This window comes from Microcoleus sp. FACHB-1515, assembly GCF_014696105.1.
Taxonomy (GTDB): Bacteria; Cyanobacteriota; Cyanobacteriia; order Elainellales; family Elainellaceae; genus JAAUTJ01.
Window position 1 is genome coordinate 52,640 of sequence record NZ_JACJPO010000061.1, and the last position, 17,585, is coordinate 70,224.

Genomic DNA, 17,585 nt, shown 5'->3' on the forward strand with positions numbered 1-17,585 from the left:
CAACATCAAACCATACAAAAACAGGAGGCTCGATCGAACCTCCCGTCAATCATTGAACTCTCAGCCAACCACCCTCAAAGTCCCCCATTCATGGGGGATTTAGGGGGCTTTCCCAAAACTACTGCACAGGCGTCAAAACCTTCTCTTCGATCGCTTTCGCCTCTGGACTGTCCGCCTCGGAAGCGGGCACAAGCTGCCAGAAGCGGGGCAAGTAGTTCGACCAGTCGTCGAGGATTTGCTTGGCTTTGGGGCTGCTTGTTCGATCGAGGTGCAGTTCGATCAGTTCTTTGAGTTGCTGTTCGCCAGCCTGTGTGCAGATGCGCTGCATTTTGACTTCGGGGTTGACGCGATCTGGGAAGCTGCCGTCTTCGTCGAGGAAGTAGGCCAATCCTCCGGTCATGCCTGCGCCGACGTTGCGCCCGGATTTACCCAGGACGACAACCACGCCTCCGGTCATGTATTCGCAGCAGTGGTCGCCTGCGCCTTCGATCACGGCTTGTGCTTTCGAGTTGCGGACGGCGAAGCGTTCTCCGGCTTGACCGTTGGCGAGCAGGAAGCCGCCCGTTGCACCGTACAGGCAGGTGTTGCCGATGATTACGTTGGTTGCGGCTGCGTAGGTCGCTTCGGCAAAGGGTTTGATCACGATTTCGCCGCCGTGCATTCCTTTTCCAACATAGTCGTTGGCTTCGCCTTCCAGGTTGAGCGTCATGCCGGGAAGGATGAACGCGCCGAAGCTCTGGCCGACGCTGCCTTTGAAGTTCAGTGTGATTTGGCCTTCAAAGCCGCTGTCGCCGTACTGCTTGGCGATCGCGCCCGAAATCCGCGTTCCGACTGTGCGATCGGTGTTCACCACATCGGCAGAATAGGTGACGCTCGATTGATTCTGAATTGCCGCTTGAATGTCGGCATTCGCCAGAATTTGATCGTCAATCACGATGCCGTTGCTGTGAACGGTTTCGTGATCGAGCCAGGATCGATCGCTCTTGGTGTCCGGCAACTGAGTCAAGCAGTTGAGGTTGAGCGTTTGCGTTTTGGCAAGCTTCACGTCGTCGCGCTGGGTCAGCAGATCGGCGCGGCCAATAATCTCCTTGAGCGAGGTGTAGCCGAGTCGGGCGAGGAGCGATCGCACTTCTTGCGCCACGAAGTAGAAGAAGTTGACGACGTGATCGGGCGTTCCGGTAAAGCGCTGCCGCAGTTTTTCTTGCTGCGTGGCAACGCCGACCGGACAGTTGTTGGTGTGGCAGATGCGAGCCATGATGCAGCCTTCGGCAATCATCGCAACCGAGCCGAAGCCGTATTCTTCCGCGCCCATCAGCGCGGCCATGACGACATCCCATCCGGTCTTGAAGCCGCCATCGGCGCGAAGCAGGACGCGATCGCGCAACTCATTTTCGATCAGAACGCGATGCACTTCAGTTACGCCTAGTTCCCAGGGAACGCCTGCGTGTTTGATCGAGCTTAAAGGTGAAGCGCCCGTACCGCCATCGTGACCGGAAATCTGGATGATGTCGGCGTTGGCTTTGGCAACTCCAGCGGCGATCGTGCCAATCCCCACTTCCGCGACCAGCTTCACCGACACTTGCGCGGCGGGGTTGATCTGGTGCAAATCGAAAATTAGCTGCGCCAGATCTTCGATCGAGTAAATGTCGTGGTGGGGCGGCGGCGAGATTAGCGGCACTCCCGCTTTCGATCGACGCAGCATCGCAATATAAGGACTGACCTTCTTACCGGGAAGTTGTCCGCCTTCTCCGGGTTTTGCGCCCTGCGCGATCTTGATTTCGATCTGGCGGGCACTCATTAAATATTCAGGCGTGACACCAAATCGACCGGATGCGACCTGCTTGATCGCAGAACTGGCGATGTCGCCGTTCCGCAAGCCTTTCAGGTGTGGGAACGTGGCCGAGATGCCGTTTTCATCGACATCCGCGATCGCCTTGTACCGCGCCGGATCTTCGCCACCTTCGCCGGAGTTCGATTTGCCGCCCAAACGGTTCATCGCGATTCCCAGCGTTTCGTGCGCTTCTCGCGACAGCGATCCCAAGGACATCGCTCCTGTGCAGAAGCGCTCAACGATCGATTCGATGGGTTCCACCGATTCGATGTCGATGGCGGGGCGATCGCTGCGGAAGGTGAGCAAGTCGCGTAGAGCCGTAATCGGTCGTCCGGCGAGGTGCTGCTGATAAACTTCGTAGTGGTCGTAGTCTTTGCCCTGTACGGCTTTGTGCAGCGCTTTCGACATTTCTGGGCTGTTCATGTGGTACTCGCCACCGGGCTTGTACTGCACGAAGCCGTAGTTTTCCAGCTTTTTGCTCGTGGTCGGGAAGGCGCGACGGTGGAAGGACATCACTTCTTGCGCCAAGTCTGCGACGCTGATGCCGCCCAGACGTGAGGCGGTTCCCGTGAAGCCGAGGTGGAGAAGATCGCCGCCAATGCCGATCGCCTCGAAGATTTGCGCCCCATGATAGCTCGACAGCAAGGAAATCCCCATCTTCGACAGAATTTTCAAGAGTCCGGCTTCGGTGGCTTTGCGGAAGTTGGCTTGGGCTTGGGCGATCGACACAGACGGAATTTTGCCGCGCTCCATCAAGCTTTGCGTCTTGGAATCGTGCCACCAGTGCCGCACGGTTTCCCAAGCGAGATACGGACAAACGGCACTCGCGCCATAGCCGATCAGACAGCCGAAATGATGTGTACTCCAGCACTGAGCGGTATCGACAATCAGCGAGGCTTTCATCCGCAAGCCCTGCCGGATCAGGTGGTGGTGAACGGCTCCGATCGCCAAAAGCGGCGGAATATAGCTTTGGGCTTCGGTTAGGCTGACGGGTTCGCCGGATGGGGAGACGCGATCGCTCAGCACCAAGATTTTTTTGCCGTCGCGCACTGCCGCTACTGCCGCCTGACACAATCCGGTCACGGCTCTTTGCAAGCCTTCTGGCCCCGACTCAACCTCAAACAAAGTCGAGAGCGTGGCGGTTTCAAATCCGGATTCGCGAATCTGCGCGAGGTCGTTGTCGTTGAGGACGGGCGAATCGAGTTTCAGCAAGCGGGCATATTCCGGCTTGGCTTTCAGCAGATTGCCGCGATCGCCCAAATGCACGGTCAGCGACATGACAAGGCTTTCGCGCAGGGGATCGATCGGCGGGTTTGTCACCTGCGCGAATCGCTGCTTGAAGTAGTCGTACAAGAGGCGCGGCTTGTCGGACAGCACGGCCAGCGGAATATCGTCGCCCATGCAGAAGGTCGGCTCTTTGCCCTGCGATGCCATCTCTTCGATGATCATCTCCACGTCTTCGCTGGTGTAGCCGAAGGCGATTTGGTTGCGGAGGAGCGTTTCGCGATCGATCTGCTTCTCATCCAAAAACGGCTGCGGGCTGTGCGTTTTGCCGTGCTGGGCAATCCATTCGCCGTAAGGCTGAGCACTGGCGATCCGCTGCTTCAGCGTCCAGTTGTTGAGAATTTCGTGCGTTTCGAGATCGACGGCGATCGCTTCTCCGGGTCCCAACCGTCCCTTCTCGATTACCTCAGCATTGGGCAGATCCACGACTCCGGCTTCCGACGCGACAATCACCATGCCGTCCTTCGTGATGCTGTAGCGGGCGGGACGAAGGCCATTGCGATCGAGTGCTGCCCCGACTTTGCGCCCGTCGCTAAACACAATCAGCGCGGGACCGTCCCACGATTCTTGCAACGGACTGTAGTATTCGTAGAAGTCGATAATTTCGGGATGATTCGCCAGTTCCGGCTGCTGCTTGTAGGCTTCGGGAACCATGATCATCAGCGCTTCTAGGGGAGTGCGACCGGACTGCACCAGCAGTTCCATCACGTTGTCCAGGTTGGCCGAGTCGCTGTTTTCCGCATTGACGGTCGGCTTCAGGACGGAAAGGCGATCGCCCCAGCACTCGTGTTCCAAATCGGCTTCCCGCGCCATCATCCAGTTGATGTTGCCCAGCAGCGTATTGATTTCGCCGTTGTGACCCAGCAGGCGCATCGGGTGAGCCAGCGGCCATTTGGGAAGCGTATTGGTACTGAAGCGGCGATGATAGATGGCAAAGGCGCTTTGATAAAGCGGATTTTTCAGGTCGCTGTAGTAGTCACCCAAGACCGCCGATCGCACCATGCCCTTGTAGACGATCGTGCGGGCAGAGAGCGAGCAGATGTAGCACTCGGCCAGGGTGGGCGTTGCTTTGGCTGCGGCGGAAATGGCTCTGGCGACTTGCTTGCGGGCGAGGTAAAGCTGCCGCTCGAATTCGTCTCCGGTAGAGGGCGATCGCACCAAGATCTGTTCGCTGCGCGGCTCGTTTTCACGCGCTTGTCTGCCTAAAACTTCCGGGTGAACGGGAACGACACGCCAGCCCAGAATCTGAAGATCGTTATCCGTCAGGGTTTGCTCGATGATTTGGCGGGCAAACTGAGCACTCGCTGCATCTTTCGGCAAAAACACCATGCCAACGGCAAATGGGATTGCAGCGTCAATGTCGTTGGCGGTGAGCCAATCTTGCAGCAGTTCAACCGGAATTGCCGTCATTAAGCCTGCACCGTCGCCCGAATCTTGATCGGCGCTACAGCCGCCTCGGTGTTCCATACACGAAAGGGCATCGAGCGATCGCGCCACGAGCGAATGGCTGCTGCGACCATGCTGATCGGCAATAAATCCGACACCGCAGGCGTCGCGCTCTTCCACGAGCCAGCGCTGTCCGGCATAGGTCGATGATGGTTCCTGGTTCAACTGGTCTTGATTCACGCTCGTGCTACCCATAAAAGTGGTGGTTTTGGATTCGGAGAAAACGGTACAGGACGCTTGAAATGATGGCTGTTCGTAGCCTTAAGCTGTCAGTGGCCTCTGGCTGTCAGTGGTCTCTACAGGAGTGGAAGCATGGGTGTCAAAGTGGTCACATTTGGAATCAATAAGATTGTTACCGGATGAATGGCGCTGTCCTGCCGCAAAACCGCCGCCCGAACCTGCATATCGGCTCAGACATTCAACGAGCGACGCGCACCAGCCGAAGTAGCTTTCTCCACGCTTGTAAATAGGAGAGACTAAGAATCTTATAGAAAGTAGATTGCCTTTGCAATCCCTCACTCCAAAGCGGTTGGTAGAAGGAAGTTTGAATTGCCCTGCTGCTCGACTTGCCGATGTCTGCCAGAAATCTAGGCCGGATCGAGCAGTCTGCTTGGGCAGATATCTTCATTATGAAACGAAATCTTTAACATGAAGTCATCATATCTTGATGAAATGGTGCTTGCGATCGAGTTCCACAAATGCTATTGGAAGTGTCGATCGACACCCGTAGCCTTTAACAATTTGTGAATGAATCTGGGCAACTTCTAGAAAGACAGGAGATCCTGGTAACAAGGCACTGCCGCATTCGCAATCCACACAGTCACACCTTGGGTTAGGCCAGCTTGAGGATGCGATCGCGTCTGCCAAATCTACCCTTCCTTTTGTCCACGCTCCTCACACCCTTGTGGCTAGAATTCATCGTGAACGCCGCCAGCGCCAGCTTCGCAGGATGGGCGTTCGTTCTGCAAACTCTTCCAAGCTTTTGGTTGCCCTGCCGCTGTTGGCGCTCGTGTATGCCTTCGCCCCAAAAGGCGGAACGGCGGAAGCGCTGCGGATGCAAGCCGCGCCATCGATCGCCCAATCTTGGCTTCCCGAAGTTGCTCAAGCTCAACCCGTCCCGATCGTGCAAGGCAGCCAAATCAACCTAAACGGGCGATCGATCCCCGCCTTTTGGAGTTCGCGTCAGCAGCGCATCGGCCTATCCGATGCCGCGTTGCTGCAAGCGATCGGCGTGGATTTGCTCAATTCTCAGCAGCCGATCGCCCAACCTGTCCAGTGGTTTTCGCAGCCTTCCACCGAACCGCTCAATCTGACAACCTGGCTGACTTCGCAATATCGCTACCTCGACATCACCGATTTTGCCCAGCGCTATGGCTGGCAAATCCAGGCAAGCGGAGCAACCTTGGCAATTCGCACTCCTGCCGCAAGAGTGACCACTGTGCGGCAGGGACGGCAAACTTGGGGCGATCGCATCGTCCTCGATCTCGATCGTCCTGCGCCGTTTCAGGTGAGCGAGCAGGGCAGCGAAATTGTCGTGGCGATCGATGGTGCGATCGATCCAGCAATTGCCCAGAGTTTTGTGCCGACACCGGGAAATCGGCTGACGAGCCTGCGCGTGGAATCGAGTGGGGCGCAAACGCTCGTTCGTATTGGCGTTCCTAACAATTTGCGGCCTCGCGTTTGGACATTGCCAAATCCGAACCGACTGGTGATCGACATTCGCCCGGACAACGTAATCGATCGCGATATTGCCTGGGCACCCGGAATCCGCTGGCGGCAGCAAACCGTCCGCACGGCAAGAGGTCAATTTCCCACGATCGCTTTGATTATTGATCCCCGTCAGCCCGGAGTGTCACTTCAGCCCATTTGGTCAAATCCGGCGAGTGCAGTAGGAACGGCTCCCTTGATCTCGATGGCGCAGCGGTGGCAGGCGATCGGCGCCATCAACGCCGGATACTTCAACCGCAACAATCAGCTACCGCTCGGTGCGCTGAGGCAGAATAATCGCTGGGTGTCGGGTCCGATTCTCGGACGAGGCGCGATCGGCTGGGGAAACGGCGGCGCGGTGGCGATCGATCGCTTTGCCCTGCAAGAAGCCATTCAGACAGTGGCCGGAACGCAAATTCCCATTCTGACGCTCAACAGCGGCTATGTCCAGGCAGGCGTTGCCCGCTTTACGGCGGATTGGGGCGCAACCTACAGCCCAATCATCGACAACGAAGTTTTGATTACCGTCCAAGCCGATCCTCAAAATTCCGGAGCGTTTCGAGTCGTGCGGCAGCAGCAGGGCGGGGCAGCAGGCTCAACCTCTGTTCCCCTGCCCAGAGACGGCTTTTTGCTGGTTGTGCGATCGAACAGTGCTGTTGTCAACGCCCTACCGCAAGGAACAACGCTCACCCTTGCCTCAGCCACCCAGCCGCCTGAATTTGCTCAGATGCCGCAGATTGTCGCTGCTGGTCCCTTGCTCGTGCGAAATCGTCAAATTGTTTTGAACGCCCAGGGCGAACAGTTTACGTCTGCATTCATTGGACAGTCAGCGGTGCGAAGTGCGATCGCCACCACAGCCGAAGGAAACCTGATGCTCGTCACCGTCCAAAACCGCATCGGCGGCCTTGGTCCCACGCTGGCCGAACACGCCCAAGTCATGCAGCAGCTTGGCATCATCAACGCCCTCAACCTGGACGGCGGCAGTTCTACCAGCCTCTATCTCGGCGGCCAACTGCTCAACCGCGCTCCTCGGACGGCGGCTCGTGTGCACAACGGGATCGGGGTGTTTATTCAGCCGACGCAGTAAAGGATGGAGGCTTAGGGCTTAGGAGGCGCAGCGCAGGCTCCTCCTGTGCGGGAGTTGGAGGGATGTGTGGAGGTGGCACTGGGGCGCGTTCTCAAAGCTCCAGAGGGAGTGGAAAGTCTAGGGTCGATCCCCCTAAATCCCCCTTAACAAGGAGGACTTTGAGGGGTGGTTCGGCTCCCTCCTTTTTTATGGGGTTGGGGAGGATCAAGCGGTTTGGACATCGCGCCCTAGCCTCCACAGGCTCGGCGGAGCGAAAACTGCAAGAAATTAAACAGTGGAAGATCCATCTGCGATCGCTCCTCCATCCAACCGTCATTTTCTTGATTTTCAAGCGAAAAAATCACCCTTCAATCGCAAAAGTTTCCTGATTACCCCGAATTTTTCAGCAATAAGTGGTCATAGCCTCGCGATCGCCTTCACGATTGGAACGACCGATGATCTGCCAACAGGATGCAATGAATGCTGAAGAACTCTTAAAGCAATACACCACCGGAACCCGCGACTTTAGCGGAGCGCAGCTTCAGCACGTCGATTTGTCCCAAGCCTCGATCGCCGACATCGACCTGTGGCAGGCAGATCTCAGTCACGCCAACCTTACGCAAACCAACCTCACCGCCGCCAGTCTCCGAGAAACCCAACTCACCGCCGCCAACCTCAGCAGCGCAAATTTGCAAAACGCCGACCTGCGCGAGGCCAACTTCGAGCAGGCAATTTTGGAAAACACCCAATTCCAAAACGCAATTTACGACAGTACAACTCACTTTCCAGATTCGTTTGAGCCTGCCGCCGCTTGGAAAATCGAGCCAGAAAGCAACCTGCAAAGCGCAGTGCTTGCCAAAGCCGACCTGAGCGGCGTTGATCTGAGTCATGCCAATTTACAAGATGCCAATCTGCGCTCGGCTAACCTGTACGGCTGCGATCTCGATCGCGCCAACCTCACCAACGCCTGTTTAGTCGAAGCCGATTTGTCCGAGGCGAACCTGAGTCGATCGAACCTTTCCGGCTGCAATCTAGAATCTGCCAACCTAGAACGCGCCGATTTGCGGCAGGCGAATTTATTTGGCGTGGATTTGCGATCGACCCGACTGACCGGAGCCAACCTGCAAGCAGCCTTGTGCAACGAAGCCACGCAGTTTCCCGCCGAGATTTCTCCTGCTGCTGTCGGCGCGATCGTCATTGCTCCCGGCATTTCCCTTCAAGGTGCAGATCTGGCTCAAGTTTCGCTGGTCGGAGCCGATTTGCGCGGAGCGAATTTGACTGAAACGAATTTGCGCGGCAGCGATTTGTGGGGCGCGGATTTAAGCGATGCTGCTTTGGTGCGAGCCGATCTGACGGGCGCGAATTTGTGGGGCGCACAGCTTACGGATGCGGATTTGACAGGCGCGATCGTGCGAGATGCCGATTTAACAGGCGCAGAATTGAGCGGCACAAACTTGGCGGACGAGTCGATCGATCGCCTGTAAGCACAGGAATGTCACCTTAACGCATCAGTTCAGTGAATACACGCATATCACAGAATTTCTTGATGAAGTTTAATCGGAATAAATTATGGTAAAAGTTTAAGAAGTCAATGACTTTTTGTAACGCTCCAGCCCTTCGAGCAGCTTGATTGGGTCTTGTTGTCTTCCGTTCCATCGCTTCGAGAATCGGGATTTGAGTAGCCACCTGGTGAAACTCAGCCCCACCATTCAATTTTGGGTGAACGCCTGTCTCAACAGTCCCGATTTTGCGATCGCCCGCGTTCCCCTTGGAACATCGTTCCGCGATCGCCAATGCCTCAAAAACAACGTCCCGTTCGTGTTTTTTCCAAAAAGCGACTGGAGCGGTTGAATTACTCATGTCCAAGCGCGATATCATGCTGCAACTAGACCTCCAACAGCCTCCGCACCCGATGCCCCAGGTGACCAAAGCCGCCGTCATGATTATTGGCGGAGCCGAAGACAAAATTCACGGTCGTCAAATCCTCAGCACCTTCTTTCAACGGGCGGGCGGTGTTGACGCTCGAATTGCAATCATTCCCTGTGCCTCTCGCGAACCTGCGGCGATCGGTTTGCGCTATCAAACGATTTTCGAGGAAATGGGCGCAAAAGAAATCGAAGTGATTGACATCCGCGATCGCGATCAAGGCGAAAATCTGGCGTGGCAGCAGTTTCTCGATTCCTGTACGGGCGTGTTCATGACCGGAGGCGATCAGCTTCGGCTGTGCGGTCTGCTGATGGACACGCCCATCATGGAAAAAATGCGAATTCGAGCGCAGCTTGGTGAAATTACGCTTGCCGGAACGAGCGCAGGTGCAGCGGTGATGGGGCATCACATGATCGCAGGCGGCGGATCGGGCGAATCTCCAAATCGATCGCTGGTTGATATGGCAACCGGAATGGGAATCATTCCCGAACTGATTGTCGATCAGCACTTTCACAACCGCAATCGCATGGCAAGATTGATGAGTGCGATCGCTGCTCACCCGGACTGTACGGGCATCGGCATTGATGAAGACACCTGCGCGATGTTTGAAGGCGATAGCTGCTTTCAGGTGATTGGCAAAGGCACGGTGACGGTGATCGACCCGACCGACCTTTCCTACACGAATCAGCCGGACGTAGCCGCTGGTGAACCGTTGAGCCTGCACAATTTGCGGGTTCACATTCTCAGTCATGGCGATCGCTACGACCTCAACCATCGATCGACCCTGACAGGCAGCAACTGCTAGTCTCTGTCTTTCGCCCGAATCAAAAAGTTTCACGAAACGGCAAACTGTTCTTTATGGACAGTTCAAGATTCTTCTTAATTAGAGACTAGACAACTGCTGCTGATAGCTGCCTTTCTTGTCGCTCGACCCCTGAATCGCGAATTTTATGAAAATCCTTAAGACTCAAACGCTGCGCGGCCCGAACTACTGGAGCATCCGCCACCACAACTTGATTTTGATGCGCTTAGATCTTGAGGATTTGCGCGATCGTCCCTCCAACGAAATTCCCGATTTCTATCAGGGCTTAGTCGAAGCGCTGCCCAGCCTTGTCGAACACTACTGCTCGCCCGGATGCCGAGGCGGTTTCCTCAGTCGCGTTCAGGAAGGCACGATGATGGGGCACATCGTTGAGCATGTCGCCCTGGAACTGCAAAGCTTAGCCGGAATGCAAGTCGGCTTTGGACGCACCAGAGAAACTTCGACGCCCGGCGTGTATCAGGTCGTGATTGAGTACACAGACGAGCAGGCCGGACGCTATGCCGCTCGCGCCGCCGTTCGCTTGTGCCAAAGCATCGTGGAAACCGGACAGTATCCCCAGATCGAGCTAGAGCAAGATCTAGCCGATTTGCGCGATTTTGCCGCTCAAGCTGCGCTGGGTCCCAGTACCGAAAACATCGTCAAAGAAGCAGAAGCCAGGGGCATTCCCTGGACGGCGCTCAGCACAAGAGCGATGATTCAATTTGGGCACGGCGTTTATCAAAAGCGGATTCAAGCGACGCTGTCGAGTCAAACGAGCGTTTTGGGCGTGGAACTTGCGGGCGACAAGGAAAGTACCAAGAGAATTTTGGGCGATGCGGGCGTTCCAGTGCCGCGCGGCACGGTGATTTACTATCTCGATGAACTCGAAGGCGCGATCGAAGCGGTCGGCGGCTACCCGATCGTAATCAAACCCTTGGACGGCAATCACGGACGCGGCATCACCATCAACATCACCTCCTGGGAGCTGGCTGAAGAAGCATACGACGCTGCCAAAGCCGAATCGCGCAACAAAGGCGTGATCGTCGAGCGCTACTACACCGGACGCGATCATCGCGTTTTGGTGGTGAATGGCAAAGTCGTGGCGGTTGCCGAGCGCGTTCCTGCTCACGTGGTGGGAGATGGACAATCCACGATCGCCCAACTGGTCGAACTCACCAATCAAGACCCCCGACGTGGCGAAGGGCACGACAACGTTTTGACGCAAATTGAAGTCGATCGCGCCAGCTTTCAGCTTCTCGAACGGCAAGGCTACACGCTTGACACGATTCTGCGTGCGGGCGAAGTTTGCTATCTAAAGGCAACAGCGAATCTAAGTACGGGCGGGATTGCGATCGATCGCACCGACGACATTCACCCCGAAAATATCTGGATTGCCCAGCGCGTCGCCAAAATCATCGGCTTGGACATCGCCGGAATGGATGTCGTCACGTCCGACATCAGCCGTCCCTTGCGCGAAGTGGATGGCGTGATTGTCGAAGTAAATGCGGCTCCAGGACTGCGGATGCACTTTTGCCCCAGTGAGGGGATTCCCAGAAACGTCGGGGAAGCGATCATCGATATGCTGTATCCTCCCGGCAGTCCCTCGCGCGTTCCGATCGTCGCGATCACGGGAACGAACGGCAAAACGACGACAACGCGCTTAATTGCTCACATCTTTCGACAAACAGGCCAGGTTGTCGGCTACACCACAACCGACGGCATTTACATTGGCGATTATCTCGCAGAACCCGGAGACACAACCGGGCCACAAAGCGCTCAGGTGATTTTGCAAGACCCAACCGTTGAAGTCGCAATTCTGGAAACGGCCAGAGGCGGCATTTTGCGATCGGGTTTGGGCTTTAGCCAGTGCGATGTTGGCGTGGTTCTCAATGTCGCTGCTGATCACTTGGGGATCGGTGATATCGACACGGTCGAAGAACTCGCTCACCTCAAGAGCGTCGTTGCAGAAACGGCTCGCCCCAACGGTTACGCCGTGCTCAATGCCGACGATCCGCTGGTTTCCGCAATGGCAAAGCGTGTTAAAGCTCAGATCGCCTACTTCTCCATGAATCCTGAGAATCCACTAATTAAAACACACACCCAGCAGGGCGGACTGGCTGCCGTCTACGAAAACGGCTATCTGTCGATTCTCAAAGGCGACTGGACGCTGCGGATCGATCAGGCCGCCAACGTACCGCTGACAATGGGCGGACGTGCGCCGTTCATGATCGCGAATGCCCTGGCTGCCAGCCTTGCCGCCTTTGCCCAAGGAATCAGCATTGAAACGATTCGATCGGCTCTTTTAAGCTTCCGCGCCTCGGTGAGTCAAACCCCCGGACGCATGAACCTAATCGACCTGGGACGACATCACGCGCTGATCGATTATGCCCACAATCCACACAGCTACGAAGCGTTGGGCGGCTTTGTGAAGAACTGGCCGGGAGAAAGAATTGGTGTGATTGGCGGCCCTGGCGATCGCCGCGACGAAGATTTCGTGACGCTCGGTCGTTTGTCGGCGGCCATTTTCGATCGCGTCATTGTCAAAGAAGACGACGACACACGCGGCAGACCACGCGGCAACGCCTCTGAACTGATTCTGCGCGGCATCGAGCAGATTCAGCCAAATTTGCCTGTGGAAGTGATTCTAGACGAAACGACAGCGGTGAATACGGCACTCGATCGCGCTCCGCTCAACAGCTTGGTCGTGATCTTGCCGGAAAGCGTGACGAGAGCAGTTTCCCTGGTGAACGATCGCCGCCCGCACTCGGAAGCAACCGCCCCCACCGCTGAAACTGCTTCCAGCGAGTCGTCGCAGAACGGTAATGCGGCAGAACCGGAAGCGGCAGCGATGGCTTTGCCTCCCTTGGGCGATTCTCCCGCAGAACTGGCACAGTCAAACGGCTAAGCGGCTTTATTCTTCGGAATCGCCTTCCTCAGACGAACTATTCAACTCTTCCTTGAATCCGCGCAGCGTTTTTCCCAGTGCGCCGCCGAGTTCAGGGATTTTTTTCGGCCCAAAGATCAAAATGGCAACGATCGCAATAATACTAATTTCCGGCCAGCCCAAACCAAACATCGCGTTTCCCTCGTGCAGCACTGAGGCAATTTTAGGCCAAACGCAAGCTTTTCTGTAGTGGGATGACACTGAAGGGCGATCGCCACCAAAAATCGACTTTTAGGTTTCTGTAGCGAACGCTTCCGGGTCAATGCCCCAGTTTGTCCAGCGAATCGCTACACGGGCAGAGGTGACATAAGGAGGAACGCGAAGCACATGAATGTGAGTGGTGCTGGGGCAAGTCATTTTTAGCAGGTGAATTGGTTCGATATCGACATCGGCAGCGATTTTCAGCAGGGTATATTCGCGCCAGCGATCGAACTCGATCGCTTCAAGTTCCTGAAAGATGCGCTCATAACCAAAGTGTTGAATCAATACTCTACGGACTTCAGAGTTCTTCTCAGTCAGCAGCCAGACAGGTTGCCATTTCCTCAAATGCGTCCAGTACCGTCGAGGAAGCTTTACTCCAAAAGCGTAAACGCACAGGTGCTGATTGGGATGGTTCGCGAGTGCTGACAAATCTTGAATCGGATTATTGTTGAGATCAAGGTATTGCAAGTTGTTAAGCTGCTGAATTTCCAGGGGCAACTTGACCAGTCGATTTCCACTTAGAACAAGATTTTCTAGGGCTTTTAGCGGTTCAATTTCTGGGGGTAGTTCTGTCAGTTGGGCGTTGCATAGCTGAATTGTTCGTAAATTGGCAAGCTGTCCAATTTCTGGGGGCAGTTCTGTCAGTTGAGACTTGAATATATTGAGTATTTGCAAATTCACCAGTTGTCTAATTTCTGATGGTAGCTTTGTTAATTGTGTTCTGTATAAATAAATTGCTCTTAAATTGATAAGCCGCCCAATTTCTGTTGGCAGTTCTGTCAGTTTGTCGGCTTCGTGTAGCTCAAGTTCCCGCAAATTAACGAGTTGTGCGATCGCATCGGATAATTTTGAGGATTCTTGCGGTCTAATTTTCGGTGGTAGCCCTCGCCACCGTTGCAACCAATCGTCAAGTTCAAGTAGCCGCAAGCAATCTTCGGATTCCGTCATCAAATCCTCCAAACGGTTGTTCTGTTATCGAATGTTTGATGTAGAACTAAAATCTTGCTGCCGCTGCATCAATCAGTGACAGGTCGCCAACTTTGTGGTTCATATTCACGCTGAATTCGCACTTGCCAGTTGCCTTGCGGAATCGCGATCGCCCGGTGTTCTTCATGACTCAGCAGAGCAGTCGGCGATCGCACTTTCAGATACAACGTTCCATTTTGCTCATAAAGCTCCGCCTCGCCCTCGGTGATGCGATGACGATGCCCCGTTACCTCTCCTTCAGCCAGCGTTAAATGCGGCAGTTTTCCGCCCGTCACCCTCCCGCTAGCAGGAACCAAAATCACATCGCCTTGCCGTAGAGGTTGCATGGCTTTCTCCTTTTATTGATGCTGTGTGATGACAAATCCGCTTCAAGTGTAATTTTTTCAAAACGGCGCGGGTCGAACCGTAAGATATCGCTAAGGCGAAACAGAATGGAACATTTGCGATCGCCCTAACTTCGACGCGATCGAACTTCAGTTTGCGATCGCATCCTTTAAGATCGAAGAGAAGCTAGCGCGAATTTGATGAGTATTTTTACCCTGCAATCTGTTAAAAAAGACTTCGGCATCAAGGAAATTCTCCGTAATGCCGATTTCAGCCTGAATGAAAACGATAAAGTCGGGCTGATTGGCACCAACGGATCAGGCAAATCGACCTTGCTGAAAATGATTGCGGGGCTGGAGTCGATCGACAGCGGCCAAATTCTTGTTAATCCCAACACCAAAATTGTTTACTTGCCACAGCAACCTGAAGTTGATGAAAATCGCACGGTTTTAGAACAGGTGTTTGCCGACAGCGGTGAACAAATGGCCTTAATTCGCGAGTATGAAGAACTCTCAGAAAAGTTAGCGCATGGCGAAAGTGACGATCGATCGCTTGCCCGACTTTCGCAACTTTCCCAGCGAATTGAAGCGATCGGCGCATGGGATCTCGAAACCAATGCCAAGATTGTTTTAACTAAACTGGGAATCGAAGATTTTAACGTCCGCGTCGGTGATTTATCCGGCGGATATCGCAAGCGAATTGCCCTCGCCACTGCGCTACTTTCCGATCCTGATGTGCTGCTGATGGACGAACCGACGAACCATTTGGATGCGCTTTCAGTCGAATGGCTGCAAAGCTATCTAAATCGATTTCGCGGCGCGTTGCTGTTAATTACGCACGATCGCTACTTCCTCGATCGCGTCACGAATCGAATTTTGGAAATCGATCGCGGTGACCTCTACACCTACAGCGGCAACTATTCGTATTACCTAGAAAAGAAGGCCGAATCAGAAGAATCAGCAGCGAGTTCACAGCGCAAACATGCAGGCGTTTTACGACGCGAATTGGAATGGCTAAAGCGGGGGCCAAAAGCGCGGAGTACCAAACAGAAAGCCCGGATCGATCGCATCCACGAAATGCGAAATCAAGCGTTCAAGCAGTCACAAGGGAAAGTTGAAATTAGCACGGCAGGGCGACGCATCGGCAAGAAAGTGATTGAACTGAGTCATGTTACTAAAGGCTTTGGCGATCGCATTTTAATCAAAGATTTCACCTACGAATTCAACCCGGAAGATCGGGTCGGCATCATTGGCGGCAATGGGGCAGGCAAATCAACTTTGATGAATTTGATTACGGGGAGACTTCAGCCGGATGCGGGATCGATCGAACTCGGCAGCACGATTCACATCGGTTATTTTGATCAACATTCCGAAGATTTGAATCTGAACCCCAATCAGCGCGTGATCGATTATCTCAAAGACGTTGCCGAACTGGTGAAAACAGCAGACGGATCGATTATTACCGCTTCGCAAATGCTGGAGCGATTTTTGTTTCCCGGCAGCCAGCAGTACGCGCCGATTCACAAACTTTCGGGTGGCGAAAAGCGGCGTTTATTCTTGCTGCGCGTTTTGATGAGTGCGCCGAACGTTTTGATTTTGGACGAGCCGACAAACGATCTGGACGTTCAAACACTGTCTGTTTTAGAAGAATATCTAGAAGACTTTAACGGCTGCGTGATTGTGGTTTCGCACGATCGATACTTTCTCGATCGCACAGTGGAAACCATTTTTGCCTTTGAAGAGAACGGCCAAATTCGTCAATATCCCGGAAATTATTCGGTGTATTTGGACTATCAAAATAAAGAAGTTAAGAGCGAAGAAAAATCTGAGAAGAAACCTGTTGCCGAAAATAAAGTAGCGGTTGAATCGGTTGCGACTGCACCTGCAAAACCGCGCAAAGTTTCCTACAAGGAAAAGCGCGAATTTGAGCAGCTTGAAACTCAAATTCCCGAAATGGAAGCGGAAAAAGAAGAAATTGAAAAAACGCTCTACAACAATCCACCCAGCGGATTTTCTCAAGTTCAAAAGCTTTCTGAACGACTGGCAGAACTGAATGAAGCGATCGACAAAGCGACCGATCGCTGGCTCGAACTTTCAGAATTAATGTGAGGTGAAATGCTGAAAGCCGGAATTGAAACTCAACAATTCCCGTCCACCTTCACCGATTAAAACCACTTGACGATCGCTCGTAATTCTTCCTACGATCGCCGCTTCTGGCAATTGACGGCATAGTGCTTCCGCCTGATCGATCGCCATGCACAAAACCAATTCAAAATCTTCACCACCGTACAGCGCCCACTCGATCGCCTGGTCGTGATTCGGCCAAGCGGAAAGCGGAATTCGATCGCGCCAAACTTCTGCCCCGACACGGCTCGATCGACAAATTTGCAGCACAGCATCCGCTAATCCGTCACTGCTGTCCATTCCGGCAATTCGATCGATCGGCAGCAGCGGCAGCACATCCAGTCGCGGCATCGGACGTTGATGCGCTTGGACGAGCCGCGATCGCACTTCTGGCTCAAGCTCGACGCAATCGGGATGCAGCAGCAATTCGAGTCCTGCCCGCGATGCGCCGTGAACGCTCGTCACGAGAATCGCGTCTCCCGGTTTCGCCGTGCTGCGCCGAATCGCACGATCGCGATCGACCTGCCCGATCGCCGTAATTGCGACTGTTTTGACGGTCGATCGCGTCAAATCGCCACCCAAAATCGGCGTATCGTAAGGCTGCAAGCACGCCGCCATCCCTTGATAAAGCTGCTCCACCCAATCGATCGCCACCTCTCCCGGCAAACTCAGCCCGACCGTCACGCCCAACGGCATCGCGCCCATCGCCGCCAGATCCGAGAGATTTGCAGCGATCGATCGCCACCCCACATCAAACGCCGAAGTTGTCGCCTCGCTGAAGTGAACCCCATCGACCAAAACATCAGTTGTGATGGCGATCGATCCCGCCTCCACATCCACCAACGCCGCATCATCGCCCGTGATGTCGATCGGGCTGAACCTTTGCACCAAGGCCAAAAGTCCCTGCTCACCAAGCTCTTGAAGCATAGAATTGGGTGTCGGGT

General features: G+C 54.5%; 10 protein-coding genes and 2 pseudogenes. 5 read left to right on the forward strand and 7 right to left on the reverse strand.

Going from position 1 to position 17,585, the window contains the following annotated elements; genetic code table 11:
* Positions 1 to 118: 118 nt before the first annotated feature.
* Entirely contained in the window at positions 119 to 4,756 is a 4,638-nt protein-coding gene (locus H6F67_RS20970) for a glutamate synthase-related protein (protein ID WP_190768592.1), read from the reverse strand.
* A gap of 709 nt (positions 4,757 to 5,465) precedes the next feature.
* Between H6F67_RS20970 and H6F67_RS20975 the strand changes: the two genes are divergently transcribed.
* Positions 5,466 to 7,355: a phosphodiester glycosidase family protein gene (locus tag H6F67_RS20975; protein WP_313926880.1), complete on the forward strand. Its 1,890-nt coding sequence runs from the start codon at positions 5,466 to 5,468 to the stop codon at positions 7,353 to 7,355.
* 434 nt (positions 7,356 to 7,789) lie between these two features.
* Entirely contained in the window at positions 7,790 to 8,818 is a 1,029-nt protein-coding gene (locus tag H6F67_RS20980) for a pentapeptide repeat-containing protein (protein ID WP_206753924.1), read from the forward strand.
* A 16-nt stretch (positions 8,819 to 8,834) separates the two neighbouring features.
* On the opposite strand, the gene H6F67_RS20985 is transcribed toward H6F67_RS20980, so the two are convergent.
* Positions 8,835 to 9,194 carry a hypothetical protein gene (locus H6F67_RS20985; protein ID WP_190768594.1) on the reverse strand — a complete coding sequence of 120 codons (360 nt, stop codon included), beginning with the start codon at positions 9,192 to 9,194 and terminating at the stop codon, positions 8,835 to 8,837.
* 16 nt (positions 9,195 to 9,210) lie between these two features.
* On the opposite strand from H6F67_RS20985, the gene H6F67_RS20990 reads away from it, so the two are divergent.
* A complete protein-coding gene (locus H6F67_RS20990) occupies positions 9,211 to 10,065 on the forward strand; it encodes a cyanophycinase (protein WP_190768622.1) in 855 nt (284 codons plus the stop codon).
* Positions 10,066 to 10,210: 145 nt separating this feature from the next.
* Positions 10,211 to 12,967, forward strand: a complete 2,757-nt coding sequence (cphA, locus tag H6F67_RS20995) for a cyanophycin synthetase (RefSeq protein WP_190768595.1) — start codon at positions 10,211 to 10,213, stop codon at positions 12,965 to 12,967.
* A gap of 6 nt (positions 12,968 to 12,973) precedes the next feature.
* Here cphA and tatA read toward each other — a convergent pair whose 3' ends face one another.
* The 4 genes and pseudogenes from tatA to H6F67_RS21010 all read right to left on the reverse strand — a co-directional run bounded on the left by tatA (position 12,974) and on the right by H6F67_RS21010 (position 14,520).
* The gene (tatA, locus tag H6F67_RS21000) at positions 12,974 to 13,138 is read right to left on the reverse strand and encodes a twin-arginine translocase TatA/TatE family subunit (protein WP_190768596.1); all 165 of its coding nucleotides are present in this window, start codon (positions 13,136 to 13,138) and stop codon (positions 12,974 to 12,976) included.
* Between the two features lie 99 nt (positions 13,139 to 13,237).
* A pseudogene (locus tag H6F67_RS27865) lies at positions 13,238 to 13,597 on the reverse strand (DUF6745 domain-containing protein); the annotation flags it as partial.
* 33 nt (positions 13,598 to 13,630) lie between these two features.
* A pseudogene (locus tag H6F67_RS27870) lies at positions 13,631 to 14,155 on the reverse strand (leucine-rich repeat domain-containing protein); the annotation flags it as partial.
* A 68-nt stretch (positions 14,156 to 14,223) separates the two neighbouring features.
* Complete coding sequence (locus H6F67_RS21010) at positions 14,224 to 14,520, reverse strand: hypothetical protein (protein WP_190768598.1); 297 nt, start codon at positions 14,518 to 14,520, stop codon at positions 14,224 to 14,226.
* Between the two features lie 198 nt (positions 14,521 to 14,718).
* Here H6F67_RS21010 and H6F67_RS21015 point away from each other — a divergent pair, with 198 nt between their 5' ends.
* The gene (locus tag H6F67_RS21015) at positions 14,719 to 16,626 is read left to right on the forward strand and encodes an ABC-F family ATP-binding cassette domain-containing protein (protein ID WP_190768599.1); all 1,908 of its coding nucleotides are present in this window, start codon (positions 14,719 to 14,721) and stop codon (positions 16,624 to 16,626) included.
* Here the strand turns inward: H6F67_RS21015 and thiL are convergent.
* Positions 16,618 to 17,568, reverse strand: coding sequence for a thiamine-phosphate kinase (thiL, locus tag H6F67_RS21020; protein WP_190768600.1), 951 nt, complete (start codon positions 17,566 to 17,568; stop codon positions 16,618 to 16,620). The genes H6F67_RS21015 and thiL overlap by 9 nt on opposite strands.
* Positions 17,569 to 17,585 lie beyond the last annotated feature (17 nt).

Bases quoted from the DNA above. Each gene is read 5' to 3' on its own strand.
- H6F67_RS20970 (WP_190768592.1), bottom strand. From the start codon at position 4,756: ATGGGTAGCACGAGCGTGAATCAAGACCAGTTGAACCAGGAACCATCA.
- H6F67_RS20980 (WP_206753924.1), top strand. From the start codon at position 7,790: ATGATCTGCCAACAGGATGCAATGAATGCTGAAGAACTCTTAAAGCAA.
- H6F67_RS20985 (WP_190768594.1), bottom strand. From the start codon at position 9,194: ATGAGTAATTCAACCGCTCCAGTCGCTTTTTGGAAAAAACACGAACGG.
- H6F67_RS20990 (WP_190768622.1), top strand. From the start codon at position 9,211: ATGCTGCAACTAGACCTCCAACAGCCTCCGCACCCGATGCCCCAGGTG.
- cphA (WP_190768595.1), top strand. From the start codon at position 10,211: ATGAAAATCCTTAAGACTCAAACGCTGCGCGGCCCGAACTACTGGAGC.
- tatA (WP_190768596.1), bottom strand. From the start codon at position 13,138: ATGTTTGGTTTGGGCTGGCCGGAAATTAGTATTATTGCGATCGTTGCC.
- H6F67_RS21010 (WP_190768598.1), bottom strand. From the start codon at position 14,520: ATGCAACCTCTACGGCAAGGCGATGTGATTTTGGTTCCTGCTAGCGGG.
- H6F67_RS21015 (WP_190768599.1), top strand. From the start codon at position 14,719: ATGAGTATTTTTACCCTGCAATCTGTTAAAAAAGACTTCGGCATCAAG.
- thiL (WP_190768600.1), bottom strand. From the start codon at position 17,568: ATGCTTCAAGAGCTTGGTGAGCAGGGACTTTTGGCCTTGGTGCAAAGG.